The 14,984-nt window shown below is 59.2% G+C and carries 16 protein-coding genes; 2 read left to right on the top strand and 14 right to left on the bottom strand.

From position 1 onward, the window contains the following. Positions 1–174 precede the first annotated feature (174 nt). Both SJY29_RS16650 and SJY29_RS16645 read left to right on the top strand, forming a co-directional pair. Complete coding sequence (locus tag SJY29_RS16650; protein ID WP_400085095.1) at positions 175–1,539, top strand: hypothetical protein; 1,365 nt, start codon at positions 175–177, stop codon at positions 1,537–1,539. Positions 1,540–1,594: 55 nt separating this feature from the next. Beyond that, complete coding sequence (locus SJY29_RS16645; protein ID WP_400085092.1) at positions 1,595–2,695, top strand: class I SAM-dependent RNA methyltransferase; 1,101 nt, start codon at positions 1,595–1,597, stop codon at positions 2,693–2,695. A 50-nt stretch (positions 2,696–2,745) separates the two neighbouring features. Here SJY29_RS16645 and dxs read toward each other — a convergent pair whose 3' ends face one another. The 14 genes from dxs to SJY29_RS16575 all read right to left on the bottom strand — a co-directional run bounded on the left by dxs (position 2,746) and on the right by SJY29_RS16575 (position 14,950). Continuing rightward, positions 2,746–4,668, bottom strand: a complete 1,923-nt coding sequence (gene dxs / locus SJY29_RS16640) for a 1-deoxy-D-xylulose-5-phosphate synthase (RefSeq protein ID WP_400085089.1) — start codon at positions 4,666–4,668, stop codon at positions 2,746–2,748. Positions 4,669–4,849: 181 nt separating this feature from the next. Further along, on the bottom strand, positions 4,850–5,086 hold the full coding sequence (gene pufX / locus SJY29_RS16635) for an RC-LH1 core complex protein PufX (RefSeq protein ID WP_286164001.1): 237 nt from the start codon (positions 5,084–5,086) through the stop codon (positions 4,850–4,852). Between the two features lie 11 nt (positions 5,087–5,097). Continuing rightward, entirely contained in the window at positions 5,098–6,024 is a 927-nt protein-coding gene (pufM, locus tag SJY29_RS16630) for a photosynthetic reaction center subunit M (protein ID WP_110280656.1), read from the bottom strand. A 12-nt stretch (positions 6,025–6,036) separates the two neighbouring features. Continuing rightward, a complete protein-coding gene (pufL, locus tag SJY29_RS16625; RefSeq protein WP_055296878.1) occupies positions 6,037–6,867 on the bottom strand; it encodes a photosynthetic reaction center subunit L in 831 nt (276 codons plus the stop codon). 124 nt (positions 6,868–6,991) lie between these two features. Next, complete coding sequence (gene pufA, locus SJY29_RS16620; RefSeq protein ID WP_019954421.1) at positions 6,992–7,147, bottom strand: light-harvesting antenna LH1, alpha subunit; 156 nt, start codon at positions 7,145–7,147, stop codon at positions 6,992–6,994. A 12-nt stretch (positions 7,148–7,159) separates the two neighbouring features. Beyond that, positions 7,160–7,315 carry a light-harvesting antenna LH1, beta subunit gene (pufB, locus tag SJY29_RS16615; protein WP_008231906.1) on the bottom strand — a complete coding sequence of 52 codons (156 nt, stop codon included), beginning with the start codon at positions 7,313–7,315 and terminating at the stop codon, positions 7,160–7,162. Between the two features lie 147 nt (positions 7,316–7,462). Then, a complete protein-coding gene (gene pufQ / locus SJY29_RS16610; protein WP_110280658.1) occupies positions 7,463–7,687 on the bottom strand; it encodes a cytochrome PufQ in 225 nt (74 codons plus the stop codon). Further along, on the bottom strand, positions 7,684–9,144 hold the full coding sequence (bchZ, locus tag SJY29_RS16605) for a chlorophyllide a reductase subunit Z (RefSeq protein ID WP_400085083.1): 1,461 nt from the start codon (positions 9,142–9,144) through the stop codon (positions 7,684–7,686). The genes pufQ and bchZ overlap by 4 nt, the downstream gene beginning before the upstream one ends. Continuing rightward, entirely contained in the window at positions 9,144–10,748 is a 1,605-nt protein-coding gene (gene bchY / locus SJY29_RS16600) for a chlorophyllide a reductase subunit Y (RefSeq protein WP_400085080.1), read from the bottom strand. The genes bchZ and bchY overlap by 1 nt, the downstream gene beginning before the upstream one ends. Continuing rightward, on the bottom strand, positions 10,738–10,884 hold the full coding sequence (locus tag SJY29_RS16595; RefSeq protein ID WP_400085077.1) for a hypothetical protein: 147 nt from the start codon (positions 10,882–10,884) through the stop codon (positions 10,738–10,740). The genes bchY and SJY29_RS16595 overlap by 11 nt, the downstream gene beginning before the upstream one ends. Next, on the bottom strand, positions 10,871–11,875 hold the full coding sequence (locus SJY29_RS16590; protein WP_110280661.1) for a chlorophyllide a reductase iron protein subunit X: 1,005 nt from the start codon (positions 11,873–11,875) through the stop codon (positions 10,871–10,873). The genes SJY29_RS16595 and SJY29_RS16590 overlap by 14 nt, the downstream gene beginning before the upstream one ends. Next, the gene (bchC, locus tag SJY29_RS16585) at positions 11,872–12,810 is read right to left on the bottom strand and encodes a chlorophyll synthesis pathway protein BchC (RefSeq protein ID WP_400085074.1); all 939 of its coding nucleotides are present in this window, start codon (positions 12,808–12,810) and stop codon (positions 11,872–11,874) included. Before bchC ends, SJY29_RS16590 begins: the two co-directional genes overlap by 4 nt. Positions 12,811–12,920: 110 nt before the next feature. Continuing rightward, the gene (locus tag SJY29_RS16580) at positions 12,921–14,069 is read right to left on the bottom strand and encodes a methyltransferase (protein ID WP_400085072.1); all 1,149 of its coding nucleotides are present in this window, start codon (positions 14,067–14,069) and stop codon (positions 12,921–12,923) included. Then, positions 14,069–14,950 (bottom strand): polyprenyl synthetase family protein, encoded by an 882-nt coding sequence (locus SJY29_RS16575; protein ID WP_076660553.1) that lies wholly within the window; start codon positions 14,948–14,950, stop codon positions 14,069–14,071. The genes SJY29_RS16580 and SJY29_RS16575 overlap by 1 nt, the downstream gene beginning before the upstream one ends. Positions 14,951–14,984 lie beyond the last annotated feature (34 nt).

Raw genomic sequence — 14,984 nt, 5'->3', positions numbered from 1 at the left:
CCGCGGCGGCAAAACTTAGAGAGGAAGTCCGCCGAAAATGGGATGGAATTGTGGCAAAATTAAAGCGACGCGATAAGAGGCGGCGAAACAGGCTGACTTTCTGACTGTGATAGCGCATGAGAAAAGACATGGTGGAAATCACGTTTGCCGACCAGCCGAAAGGGGGCGACCAGAATGCGGATCATAGCACGCCTCTGCGCCATAGCAGTTGCGATAACGCCAGCCTACGCCCAGTCAGCAAATGGTCTTCAAGAGCAGGCCGAAGCCGCCCTTGTCGCAGGCGCGCCCGCCACAACCCTGCGCCTTGCCCAAGAGATGCTACGCGCACAACCGGACGATTTTGTTGCGCTCTACCTGCTGGCACTTGCCCAGTCGGACCTGAATGACCCGCAAAGCGCCGCAGCCTCTGGTGCAAGGGCCTATGCCGCCGCGACAAGCCAGGACACCCGCTTTGAAACTGCGCGCTTTGTGGCCGGCGCACATTTTCAGGCCGGTCAATATACCCGATCTGCATTCTGGTTGCGACGCGCGGCCAATCACGCATCCACCGAAGCCGATCTGCAGTTTATCACAGAAGCCTATGCGAACACTGTCAGAACCAACCCGCTTTCGGTCGCGGTCACCGCCGCAATCGCACCCACCGATAACATCAACAACGGTTCAGAAGACGGTATCTTGCGACTGGAAGGGATTGACCTGACCTTCGTGCTGCCCGAAGACCGCCGCGCACTTTCCGGTATCGGCTTTTCTGCCAGCACCGACCTGCGCTACCGAATTTCAGAGACCGCACACCAAGTCACGACGGTTACCGCCACGCTTGCAGGCGATACCTATCTGTTGTCAGATGACGCAAAGTCCTTGCTTGCAGACTCTCCCGATCCAGAGGTGCGCGCAATTGATGGTCGCCACTTCGCGACAGTGACGGCCAGTATGGGCATTGAACGACAGCAAAACAACATAAGCCCGCTGGGCCCGCTCAGCCTCGGGGCGGCCTTCGGGACCTATTGGGAAGGTGGCGAAAGGCTGGTCGACTTTCACGACCTCAGCCTCGAACAGACCGTTCCCCTCACCAACACCAGCCGCCTGCAACTCCGCGCGCTCCGGCGCTGGCAGGACGCACGCACCCCTGCGTTATACGATGCAAACATCTACGACCTGACCATCGCCTATGACCGGCTGCTGGCAAACCGCGACCAGCTGCAGCTCAGCCTGATATCACAGCGCAACGCGGCAGGACCGGAAAATTCTTTCGACGAATACCAGATCGGCATCGGTTATCTGCTGGCCGAGCCTGTTTTGGGGGCACAAATTTCCACGTCCCTCAACATCGGGTTCCGCACGTTCGAGGAATTCACAACCACACTCGACGGCCGCGATGATCACTTCTATCTGGGCTCGGTCACAGCCGTGTTCGAAGACGTCAGCTACTTTGGTTTCTCCCCCAGCGTGACAGTCTCGGGTGCGCGTACACACTCAACCGCCGAGGAAAACACATCAGCGGCAGCACAGATCCTTTTCGGGGTCGCATCGCGGTTCTGACGCGGGAACCGATTGGCATTTGCATCACCACAGCAAAGCCCAGTATGCACAGGCCATGACAACACCCTTTGAAATCTTCATGGTCTGCACCCCCGGTTTTGAGCAGGCCCTCCTCGCCGAGGCGCTGGAGAACGGCTTTGCCGACGCGCAAATCACCAGCGGCGGGATCACGATCACCGGCACATGGGAAGACGTCTGGCGCGCCAACCTTGTCATGCGCGGGGCCACGCGGATCTTGGCGCGTGTGGGAAGCTTTATGGCCTTTCACCTTGCCCAACTCGACAAACGGGCGCGCAAATATCCATGGAGTGACGTGCTGCGTCAGGACGTCCCTGTACGGGTTGAGGTCAGCACTTCGAAGAAGTCGAAGATCTACCATGCAGGTGCTGCAACCCAGCGGATCGAGACCGCTCTGAAAGAGAGCCACGGCATGACTATCGCGGCAGACGCGCCCGTAGCACTCAAGGTCCGCATCGACGACAACCGTGTCACAATCAGCGTCGATACCTCTGGCGAGAGCCTCCACAAGCGCGGCCATAAAGAGGCGGTTGGGAAAGCCCCCATGCGCGAGACACTGGCCGCATTGATGCTGCGGGAATGCGGCTATGACGGCCGCGAACCGGTGCTCGACCCGATGTGCGGCTCGGGCACTTTCGTGATCGAAGCCGCCGAAATCGCCTGCGGCCTCTTCCCCGGTCGCAGCCGCGACTTTGCCTTCCAGCAACTTGCAACCTACAAAGACGACAGCTGGCGTAAGGTGGGTGAAACCCGCGCGCCCACCCAGCATTTCCACGGCAGCGACCGTGACGCAGGCGCCATCCGCATGGCTACCGCCAATGCCGAACGGGCCGGCGTGGCCGACCACATCACCTTCCAGAACCTCTCCGCCATCGACATCAAACGCCCCGAAGGCCCACCGGGTCTGATTATCTGCAACCCGCCCTATGGCGGACGGATCGGCAACCAGAACATGCTCTATGGTGTCTATGCAGGTCTCGGCGAGGCGATTAAACGCGAGTTCACGGGCTGGCGGGTTGGCATGGTCACCAGCGAAGCAGGCCTCGCCAAAGCGTCAGGCCTGCCCTTCAAACCCAAAGGGCCCGCCATTCCACACGGCGGCCTCAAGGTCTGGCTCTTCCAGACAGACGCACTCTAGCCCCTGTTATTACTGGCCCCAAAATATCCCCGCCGGAGGCACCTGCCCTCTCAGACAGTCACACCCTGACGTTTGACCTCAATCCCTGCTGCCTGCATCGCTGTCGCGGCAATATCCACCGCCGTCAGCCCTGCATCCGCATACATCGCATCCGGCGACGCGTGATCAATATACCGGTCCGGCAAAGTCATTGTCCGCACCTGACAGCGCCCGTCCAGCAGGCCGTCATTGGCCAGATCATGCAGGACCATGGCACCAAAGCCACCCTTTGCGCCCTGTTCGACCGTGATCAGCGCCTTGTGATTGCGCAAGAGTTGCCGGATCAGCGCATGGTCCAGCGGCTTGGCAAAACGCGCGTCGGCAATCGTGGCCGTCACACCTTGCGCGGCCAGTTTCTCGGCGGCCTTCTGACATTCGGCCAGATGCGCGCCAAAGCACAGGATCGCCACGTCCGACCCTTCCTGCACGATACGTCCCTTGCCGATCTCGATCAGGTTGCCGCGTTCCGGCAGCTCGAGCCCAACCCCTTCACCACGCGGATAGCGGAACGCAATCGGACCCTCATCATAGGCGGCGGCAGTGCGCACCATATGCATCAGTTCCAACTCGTCCCCTGCCGCCATCACCACCATGTTCGGCAAAGCGGACATGAACCCGATATCAAACGCACCGGCATGGGTCGGGCCATCGGCACCCACCAGTCCTGCACGGTCAATCGCAAAGCGGACAGGCAGGTTCTGCAGGGCCACGTCATGCACCACCTGATCATAACCACGCTGGAGGAACGTCGAATAGATCGCACAGAACGGTTTGAGCCCACTTGCCGCCATACCGGCCGCAAAAGTTACACCGTGTTGTTCGGCGATCCCCACATCAAACACGCGGTTCTTGAACCGTGCGCCCATGATATCGACACCGGTGCCAGAGGGCATCGCAGCGGTGACAGCCACAATAGCAGGGTCCATCTGTGCTTCGGTCGCCAGCGCAGTGCCAAAGACCTTGGTATAGCTTGGCGCGTTGGGGCGCGATTTCGCCTGCGCGCCACTCTCAACATCGAATTTCGACACACCATGCCCGCGGTCCGCACTGGTTTCTGCGGGGGCATAGCCCTTGCCTTTCTTGGTGCAGACATGGATCAGCACAGGCCCCGTGGCGCGGGTGCGCGCAGCGCGCAGTACCGGCAGAAGCTGGCGCATATCATGGCCGTCAATCGGGCCAACGTAGGAGAACCCCAGTTCTTCGAACAACGTGCCGGACCCACCGGTCTGCATCCCTGTAACCAGATGGCGCGCACGGCGGGCGTGGTCACGCAGCGGGCCGGGCAAGGCGGCCTCGAACCCTTCGGCCATTTTGTGCAATTCACCCATGGGCGACGCATAAAGGCCGGACAGATATTTCGACATGGCACCCACAGGCGGGGCAATCGACATCTCGTTATCGTTGAGGATTACGAACAAACGGCGGCCTTCAGCGCCGGCGTTATTCATCGCCTCATAGGCCATGCCCGCACTGATCGACCCGTCACCGATCACGGCAATTGCATCGCCCGTCGGCATCCCCATATCGCGCCCGACCGTGAAACCAAGCGCGGCAGAGATCGAGGTGCTGGAATGCGCCGCACCGAAAGGATCATAATCGCTCTCGGCACGTTTGGTGAAACCCGACAAACCGCCCTCTTGGCGCAGGGTGCGGATCCGGTCACGGCGGCCGGTGATCACTTTATGGGGGTAACACTGGTGTCCGACATCAAAGATCAGTTTGTCGCGCGGGGTGTCAAAGACAGCGTGGATCGCCACGGTCAATTCGACAACACCCAGCGAAGACCCAAGGTGCCCACCCGTTTCAGACACGGCCGAAATGACCTCTGCGCGGACATCGTCGGCCAAATTGGCGAGAGCGGTATCGTTCATGCGGCGCATGTCGGCAGGGCCGGAAACGCTATCGAGGAAGGGTGTTTGAGGACGGATGGTCATGACGGCACCTTTGTGGTAAATAAAAAAGCGCCGCAAAAGGGTTTCCCCGATTGCGACGCTAGTCTCCTGTAGCCAACAGGAAGGGAACTGGGGTCGAAACCCCAATATCGGGCCAGCCAGGGAGGGTAGCCCGATGGCGCTGGAACAGGCGGGGCGTCGCGCGCCGCCTGCTCCGATCTCGCTAGACTTGTGCGACCTCGGGGGCCGCTTCGATCACCAGAGATGACCGGTTGATGGGATCAGGCGTGTCGCGGCTTTCTTCGGGAAGGATGCGGCCAATAAAGGCCATCGCTGCAATCACAAACCAGATCGCGAGAACAAAGATCGCGGCGTAACCCGCCCCCTTGAGCATCAAGAGCGTAATATCGGCGGTCAGCCTGCTCTTTTCGCTCATTTCGAGGATGTTATCGTTTTTCATCATCTCTCTCCTTAGTTTACTGGCGCGTAGCCGTGGACTTGCGCCCAGACGAACCAGTTATCAACAACCGTACCGGTCAACAGGATCCCAATACCGCCGGTCAGCGTTGTCAGGACTGCGAACCACCACGCCCAGCGGTGGATACCTTCCATGGTGGCGTTAAAGCCCATGGTCCAGCGCCAGAAGAGGGCGGCACGCTCGGTCGCGGTACCGCGGTCCACGATCTGTTCGATCTCGCGCTCACCGCCAAAGCGGCTTACAGCAAGGATCGTCGCACCGTGCATCGCAAACAGCAGGGCAGACCCATAGAGGAACGCAATGCTCAGAGCGTGGAACGGATTGTAGAACAGGTTGCCATATGTGATCGAAAACAGGTTCGTCCAGTCCAGGTGCGAGAACACGCCGTAAGGCACCATCTCGGACCAGTCGCCCATCAGGATCGGACGGAACAGACCCAGCACCAGGAACAACCAGATCGCAGAGGCGAAGGCCCATGCCACATGCTTGCCCATGCCCAGAGCTTCGGCGCGCAGGTAGGTGCGTACCCACCATGTCAGCACCGAGATCAGCAGGAAGAAGGACGCGATCATGAAGTAACCGCCGTCATCCATTGGCGGCATGCCCAGCCCGTACCCCGGCGAGGGTGGATCAAGCGACAGCCAGAACAGATCCCGCAGGAAGATCGCAGGGTTATAGTCAGCCTGCGCCCAGAACGACATGCCCACCATCAGGAACCAGATCAGACCGGTCGCCAGTGAGATGACCCCGAAGGACCCCAGATAGATCGGGCCCAACTGTGCATTGCCAAAGATGCCGGCAAGCTTGGAGAACCCCGTTGTGGTTCCGCGATCAATCGCGGTTCCGTCAGGTCCGGGGAGGCCCATTTCGGGCGGCCCCTGTACTTGAACCTGTGTGAAGATGTTTTGATATTCAGCCATTTTCATATCCTCCTACAGATCGACCCACCAAGGGAGCTCATAGTACCAGTCCCACCACACGATCCATTCTTCGAACCAGATGGTGCCGGAAATAACGATACAAATCGCAGACCAGAAACCCGCATTCAGCGCCAGGAACAGACCGAGGCGGTGAATCCCCAATGGCCCGATCGAATAGCCGATCAGATCGCGGAAATACGTATCTTCATGATCAGGTGACTTGATCTCTTGGCCCTTGCCCGGGTTCACGGCCGACAACACCAGTGAGCCGTGCAGCGCAAGCGCAAGACAGGTGGTGAAGAAGAACGTGATCGCGATCATGTGGACCGGATTGTAGTGAAAGTTGCCGTAGGTGTAGCCCACGTTGTTGACCCAATCGAGGTGGCTGAAGATGCCATATGGGAACGCATGCCCCCAGGCACCCAGCAGAACCGGACGGATCACAACAAGCGTGACGTAGGCAAAGATCGCCACACCGAATGCAAAGGGCACGTGATAGCCAATGCCCAATTTGCGGCAGATCTCGACTTCGCGCATCATCCAGCTGACAAAAGCGCCAATGGCACAGATCGTGATGATCTGCCAAAGACCGCCCTCCATCAACGGGGCTGCACCCAGACCGTATTCAAGCGGCGGCGGGTCGATCGAAATCAGCCACGGGTTCCATGTGGGGCCCTGGCTGGCCCCGTAAAATATCAGTATTGTCCCAAGGACGGCGAAAAAGAACGTCGTGACCCCGAAGAAGCCAACATAAAATGGCCCCACCCAAAAGTCGAACAGATCACCGCCTACCAATGTCCCGCCACGGACCCGGTATTTTCTCTCGAAGCTGAGCTGTGCCATCTTCCAATCTCCATTCTAGACAGGCCCTGCATCCGCGTTCCGGTGCGCCCTATCTTCATCAATGTCGGTGTTTGCTACGGGCGGAACCGGCCCGCCCGTAGCGTGATTTAGTCAGCAAAGCTGATTACATTCCGCCGAAGGCGAGCTGGAACCAGTTTGTGCTTTCATTGCTCAACAGAACGAGGTGAATCATTGCTGCAAGCAGGAACAGGAATACGCCCTGGGCCACGAAAACGCGGCGTGGGTCGAATACCAACCAGATCTTATAGAACTGTGCCATTTGCTAATTCTCCTACCAGCTGAACCAAGGAAGCTTGATGTACGTCAGTACGTGAGCAACCACGGCAACGATCGTGAAGATCGTGAACCCGCTCATGTAAACTGCGTGCAGCTCCTGGGCCTGCTCGTCAGTGAGACCTGTGAAAGAAAGGTCAGATTTGTCAGCCATGTTTTGTCTCCAAAATTAAGTACTGACGCCGCGCACCCCCCGCGGCCGGGTTACGACAAAGGCTCATCCTTTGCCCCAATCCATCATCCCGGGGGGGAATGATGAACATCGGATGCCCGTTTCCGGACAAATGTCGTGCCATCAGGTTCATGCGCTGAAGATCTGTGGCGTAATAATGCGCGCCTGTGTCCAGGCCTTTGCGAAGGGGCCTTTCTCCGGGAGCTCCATCCGGCGCGCGGCAGACAACACCCATGTCAGGATGCAAAGCGGCAGCGTGGCCAGAAAGATCAGCCCAAAATAGGCATAGTATTCGCGCTTTGGCGGCGCTGACCGGGCCCGTGTGTGGGGCATGTCTGTTGTAAAATCGGTCATTTGCGTCCTCCAGAATTGGATTGAAGTGTTTCGACGGTCTCAAGAACGACCCGGTCATTGCCGGCGTCGAGGGCTGCGCGCTCGGCTGCGTCACGCAGCGTTTTGGCGGCAGAAATACGTGTCAGGATCGGGTGGGTCGCCACGATCTCGTCGAGCTTGGCCTGTGCGTCGGCATCCCAGGGGAAATCGCGGCGCAGCGGTGTCAGCGTGGCATCGGTGGCATCCATGTTGCTGCCCAGCGGCAGGATATGGAACAGCGCGTCGAACAGACCGTTGCAAACCTCTTGCAGCAGATAGGTTGCGCCTGCGTACCCCATGAACGGCGTGCCGGTCGCACGGCGGATCGCAGCACCGGGGAAGCTGGCAGGGATAAACACCGGCGATGGGCCATGCCCCGCCTTCATCTCGGCCATATACATTTTCTCGTTGATCGATCCCAAAACGATCAGCGGGCGCTTGGTATGGATCAGGTTGCGCACTTCTTCGTTGTTGGTTTTCTTGCCACGGCAACGGGCCACGGCAAAGGCACAGGGAAAGCCCAGATCACCCTCAAGGAAATGGCGCACGCCGCGGGCATAGGTCTCGTTCGCGACGATGGCGAATTCGGCAGTGGCAAAGAAATCCTGCGTCACCGAACGCCACAGATCCCACACCGGTTTGATGGTGGAGTGCTTCTCTGTCTCGATGAACGGCTCTGGGTCGAGGCCCGTCAATTCACCCAGCTTGCGCAGGAATTTCGTCGTTGAGTCTATCCCGAAAGGCGCTTGCAGGTATGGCTTGCCCAGCACCTCGCAAAGTCCCCGCCCAAATTCGCGGTACATGGTGACGTTCACATCGGCGTTCACCAGATTGCGCATCTCGGCCACATGGGCACCGAGGGGCATCACCATGTTGATCTCGGCACCAATGCCTTCGACCAGACGCCGGATTTCGGCCAGATCAGAGGGCATGTTGAACGCGCCATACATCGGCCCAAGGATATTCACGCGCGGTTTCGCACCTTCTACGCGCTTCTTCTCGGGCGGCATCCGGCCTTTGGTCATGCCGAATTCAGTGAAAATCCACGTCATCGCACGGTCGGCACATTCCCATTGGTCTTCATCAATGGTGCGCGGCAAAAAGCGCTGGATGTTGGTACCCTGCGGCGTGACACCGCCGCCGATCATCTCGGCAATGGACCCGGTCACAACAACCGCAGGCAGTGCGGGGTCAAGCGTCTTCCAGGCCCGCTTCATCGCGTCCTCGGTGCCCTCACCCATCTCGCTTTCGCCCAGACCGGTGACGACAATCGGCAATTCATGCGGCGGCAGACCATCGGTGTAATGCAACACAGATGTCACCGGCAGGTTCTCACAACCCACTGGCCCGTCGATAACCACCTGCAAACCTTTGACGGCACAGAAGGCGTAGACGGCACCCCAGTAACCACCCGCACGATCATGATCGGTGACTAGCATCAAATCATCTCCTGCGCTTTGGTGGCACGCGCCATCTTGTCGAGCTTCTTCTGATGCTGCGCACGGAAGTCAGGCCGCAAGTTCGGCGCGCCTTCCCAGACACCAGCTGTGTCGCCACTGCCCACGCCCTCGAAGAAGTCGCGCATCTTGTCCATTTTCTGTTTGCCTGCGATCGCCGCATTGACGACCTGCGCCAGCGAACCGGCCCCCGCAGGGCCCATCAGCGGACGGGCTGAAATCAGGTTAGTAAAGTAAAGCGACGGAATGCCCGCTTCTTTGGCGTGCTGGACAACAGGTGTTGTGCCAATCGCCAGATCGGGCTTGATGGCATCAACAGCGGCCAGATCATCCTCAAGCGAGGCACGATATTTGATCTTCACACCTTTGGCAGCCAGCCATTCCGCATCGGGGCGCGACCATTCTGTGCGCGGACAGGCGGTGCCGACGTATGGCACATCCGCGCCGCTTTCGATCAGCAAACGCGCCACCAGAAGCTCGGAGCCTTCATAGCCCGACAAGGTAACAGTGCCGTTGATCTGCGCGCCAGCCAGCGCGCCTTTGATGGCAGGCAGGAACGCATTTTGCGCTGCTGCAATCTGGTCAGGCTTCACATTGTAAGCGTCACCAATCGCGGCCAGCCAAGCAGCGGTGCCGTCGTGACCCACAGGCGCAGAGCCCACAATCTTGCGACCAGCCGCCTGAAATTCACGGATGGATGCCGTGTAGAACGGGTGGATCGCCGCCGCGACGCCGCAATCAAGGGCGGCGTAAAGTTCACGCCATTCGCGGGTCGGCACCACAGGACCGGCTGCCAAACCCATGGGGGCCAGCATCGCGCCGATCATCATGGGATCAGCGGGGAACATCTCGCCCAGCAAGGCCACGTTCGGGCGGTCGGATTTACCACCCACAGGGCGGGCGACGGGGCCTGCCTTAATCTCTTCGCGGGCATATTGTAGCATCGCACCGGCCAGCACATCCTTGGCCTCGGCGTGGGTCGGGATACCGAAACCGGGCACGTCAATGCCCACGATCCGCACGCCGTTGATTTCTTTGGGCAGCAACCGCAGCGGCACACCGGACGCGGTGGGCACGCAGAGGTTTGTCACGACAATCGCGTCGTAGCGATCAGGATCAGCCATATCGTGGACACTCTCGCGGATGTCCTCGAACAGTTTACCCGTCACCAATGTCTCGGAATTGAACGGAACATAGCCGACAGACCGGCGCGCCCCGTAAAAATGCGAAACAAACGTGAGACCGTATACACAACAAGCCGAACCGGACAGAACCGTGGCCACACGCTTCATCCGAAGGCCTACACGCAAAGACCCGAACGCAGGGCACATGCTCTGCGGTTGATCGTGGGGTCCTTGCGGATAATCCTTCGCATATTGATCAAGGATCTCGGATTTGCCAGCGGCACGCGCGGCAGCTTCCATTGATCCGGCACTGGCGGTGCAACCGCCCTCAAGCGCTGTCGCCTGCTGGGATGCATCCAGCGCTTCGGGCGAATCCGCACGCGCAACACCCTCGATGATCTGGACCTGCCCAGCATCATCGTAGCCAACTTCATAGCCTTGGGTGTTGGTGTCATGCGTCATAGTTGACAGGCTCCTTGGCGGCAGGTGCGGTCGCCATGATATCGCGCAGAAGGCGTTTCATCTGTGCGGGGGTGGCGCGGGCAAGCATTTCTTGCACTTCGCGTTCAACATTCTTGCGGGCGTCAGGCGTCGTCATAGATCACCTCGAGGCTCTCTTTCGGCTGGGCGTTCTTGCCGCGCATGTCCACATCAGTGGCGGGTACAAGTTGATAGTCGCCGCCGGTGTCCTTGGCATCGAACAGACCCAGCAAACCATCTTGATCAAGCGGGTTGGGGCGCACAGGCGGGGCAATGCCCACAGCCTCGGCCAACCCTTCAAACATCGGACCCCATTCGCTTTGATGGGTGCCAACGATCTGATAGTTCGCGCTTTTCTTTCTCAGGTCATCGTTTTGCGGGATTGCAGCAAGGACAGGTATGCTAACAGCTTCGGCGAAAGCCTGCGCTTCTCCTGTGCCGTCATCTTTGTTGATGACAAGTCCAGCGACCCCAACGTTGCCACCCAGTTTTCGGAAGTATTCGACTGCCGAGCAGACATTGTTAGCAACATAAAGCGATTGGAGGTCATTTGAGGCAACCAAGATAACTTTCTGCGCCATATCGCGCGCGATGGGCAGGCCGAAGCCGCCGCAGACAACGTCGCCAAGGAAATCCAGCAGGACATAGTCAAAGTCCCAATCATGGAAGCCCAGCTTTTCAAGCAGTTCAAACCCGTGAATAATCCCGCGCCCACCACAGCCACGACCCACTTCCGGTCCACCAAGCTCCATCGCGAAAACACCGCCGCGCTTGAAGCAGACATCGCCGATGGCAACTTCTTCGCCAGCAAGCTTTTTCTTTGCGGAAGTCTCGATAATTGTGGGGCAGGCTTTGCCGCCAAACAGCAGGCTGGTGGTGTCTGATTTCGGATCACAGCCGATCAGCAGCACGCGTTTGCCCATCTCGGCCATCATGTGGCTGAGGTTGGCCAGCGTGAAAGACTTGCCGATCCCGCCTTTGCCATAGATCGCGATGATCTGGGTCTTTGATGTGGGTTCGCCCTGCGGGACCTCCAGCGTGGGTTCCTCATGCGCTTCATCGCGCAGGCGCTGGTCGAAATCCTTCAGGTTCGGAATTTCATCTTTCATGCGGTTCCCCAGTTCAAAATCATTTTCAGGCAGGCCGGATCAGTGAACGCCGCTTCATAGGCGGTCCCTGCGGCTTCTGCGGGCTGTTGGTGTGTGATCAGATCGGCCAGCTCCAACGTGCCCGCCTCGACCAAGGCTTTGGTGGCGGTCATATCGTCCGCCGCCCATTCGGCACTGATGCGGAAACGGGCCTCTTTCATAAAGGCAGGCGGAAATGCGAATTGCAGCGGCGCGGTATAGAACCCTGCCAAGACGATTTCACCGCCTTTGGCGATGCGGCCGATCCAGTCGTTCAGCAGATCGCCGCGACCTGATGCATCGTAGACAGATTTGTAATCTCGGCGCGTGTCGGCGTCGGGTGTTGTCACCTCATACCCACTGGCACCACCCATGCGGATCGGATCAACTTCCCAAACGGTTGGCGCAGGCGCACCGGACGCAATGGTCAAGCGCGCCAGAAGACGGCCCAGCACACCATGGCCGATAATCAGATCTGGCACGGCCTTGTTCGGGCCCGCCATCGCATGGCGCGCCGTCGCAGCCAAAGCCAGCAACGCACCCGCAGCACCGAGACCCCGATCAATACGGGTCACGCGCGATGCTTTGGTGACCAGCGTTTGCGCCGCCGCACCGAACAGACCGAAGGCACCTTCATAGCAACTCGCGCCGGGCACGAAGACATGCTCACCCACGCGGTAGCCACTGTCAGCACCCGCCTCGATCACTTCGCCAGCGGCTTCATATCCGGGGATCAAAGGGTATCCCATGCCAGGGAATGGGGGCATCTCACCGGTCCAAAACAGTTTTTCCGTACCTGTCGAGATGCCGGAATGCCTGATCGCGACCACAATATCATCCGCCGCAGGGGGTACGATTCCCACCTGATCAAGCGCGAGCTTTCCCGGCGCTGATAGAATGACGGCCTTTGTTTCCAACGCTTTTCTCCCCAGTGTACAGCTTTGGAACATTCCAAATCACAACACTCTGTCCTGTCCTAGTTTAGCCTTACAGATCAAAGTGTCAATTTATTTAGACATGCAAAGTGTCAACTTTTCCTTACACCGGTCACAATGGATGTGATAAATGCGCGGCGCGGCTTTGGCGTTTGCACGTCGGCAAAGCCCGCCTGTTTCAACAGGGCCGCAATCTCCGCCTGAGACCGCGCGCGTCCGGTGCGCATCGCCATGCAATAAAGGGCAAAATAGGCATCCCCCGCGCGTTGGGGGCTATCTCCGCCGGTCATCGGTTCCGACACCAGTATTCGGCCATCTTCTGGCAGCGCATCATGGACCGCTTTCAGCAAGGCGATGACGGTTGCATCGGCGTGGTCATAAAGAACGCGGATCAGGCTGATGATATCGGCGCCCTGCGGCAAAGGATCATCACGAAAAGAGCCGGGAACAATCGCGGTGCGGTCACGCAGACCCGCCGCGTCAAAGCGCTCTGCCGCAGCAGGGGCCACGGCGGGAAGATCAAACAGCGTCACGTGCAGATGCGGATGCGCCACACCAACAGCGGCCAGAAATGCCCCCGTGCCACCACCCACATCAAGGATGCGCTTACCTTCGGAGAACCCGAACATTGCAAGCGTATCTTCGGCAACAAGCGCCTGACTATCCGCCATCAGTCGGGAATAGACTGCCGTTGTTTGAGGATCGGTCGCACCGCCAGCGCCGAACACATAGGGCCAGAAATCCGCCAGTTCGGTCGCGACCTCACCGCGGAAGAAGGCAACCGGATCAGCCAGATCGCGGTAGAGCACATCATGGTGGTCAATCATCCCGCGCAAACCGGGCACGCCCGCAAGTGCCGCACCCCGCGTCGTCAGCGCATAGTGCCCAGAACGACGGCGCTTCAGAAGGCCAATGGCGACAGACGCGGAAAGCAGAACGGCAAGCCGGTCTTTTGGAACTGCCAGTTCATAGGCCAAAGCCTCGGCGCTCATCTCGTTGGCCAACAAAAGCCCGGCCATATCAAACCGCACAAAGGCCTGCAAAATCTGGCTATGGCAAAAGCCCGCGACCAGATCGAACATCGCCTCACCTTCGGTTCGCACAATACGACGTGTCAGGGGAAAGCGGGCCGCCCACTTTTGAAATCCCCGTGATGCGACCAAACGGGTCAATCGCCCCGTACGCCGCAACGCCCCACGCGGCAACGCAGGTTTTTGCAAAGGGATATCAAAGTCTTTCATTATTCGCCGGGGACGGTAGATCTGCCACGCGCGCCAGCAGGCACCAGTTTATCGGCATAAGCGCGCACCATCTGCGCGAGGGCCGCTTCGCCGGGACAGGCAGGAATAGAGGAAATTGCGCCGCCCAGAATGTCGTCGAAACGCTTTACAGCACCCGCTACACCGTAAGAGGCCACCGCATTGGGCCGCCCGTGCAGATCATCCTGACCGGCCGGTTTGCCCAGCGTATCCTCATCGCATAGCGCATCGCGCAAATCATCCGCGACCTGAAATGCCTCGCCAATGCGCGCACCCAATTCTTCCCACGGCTCAGCCTCTTGTCCGGCCGCCACAGCACCCATTTGCGTTGCAGCAATGAACAAGGCACCGGTTTTGGCCTGATGGTAAGCGGACAAATCGATGTTCTCTTCGCTCTCCCAGCCCTGGCCTGCGCAAATACCAAAAGGCATCCCTGTGCGGGTACCCAGAATATCAATGAGGTTCAGCGCCCGCGCAGGCGCATCGCCAGCAGCACGCGCAAGGATCTGAAACCCCATGATGATCAGGCTATCGCCCGCAAGCACCGCCAAAGGTTCGGAATAGGCACGATGCAGCGCCGGTTTGCCGCGCCGCAGATCGGCATCGTCAAAGCAAGGCAGATCATCATGCACAAGGCTCGCGCAATGGATCACCTCAAGGGCCACCGCCGCCGCATTGGTCAACTCAGGGCGGTCATCACCACAGGCCATCGCCACCGAGGTCAGGATCGTCGGCCTGATCCGCGCACCGCCGGGGGTGACCGCATATTCAAGCGCCGCCGCCAGCTTCGCCGGCGCAACGCCACCCTGGCCTGCCTTGATGGCCGCTGCCATGGTCGCATCAATCCGTTCCGAGATTCTCATGGACGCCTCCTTTGCAATCTATAGTGTCTATTTT

It is taken from the genome of Yoonia sp. R78084 (assembly GCF_044595625.1).
Classification (GTDB): Bacteria; Pseudomonadota; Alphaproteobacteria; order Rhodobacterales; family Rhodobacteraceae; genus Yoonia.
The sequence above is the reverse complement of the archived record's forward strand: the minus strand, read 5'-3'. Positions and strand labels throughout refer to the sequence as shown.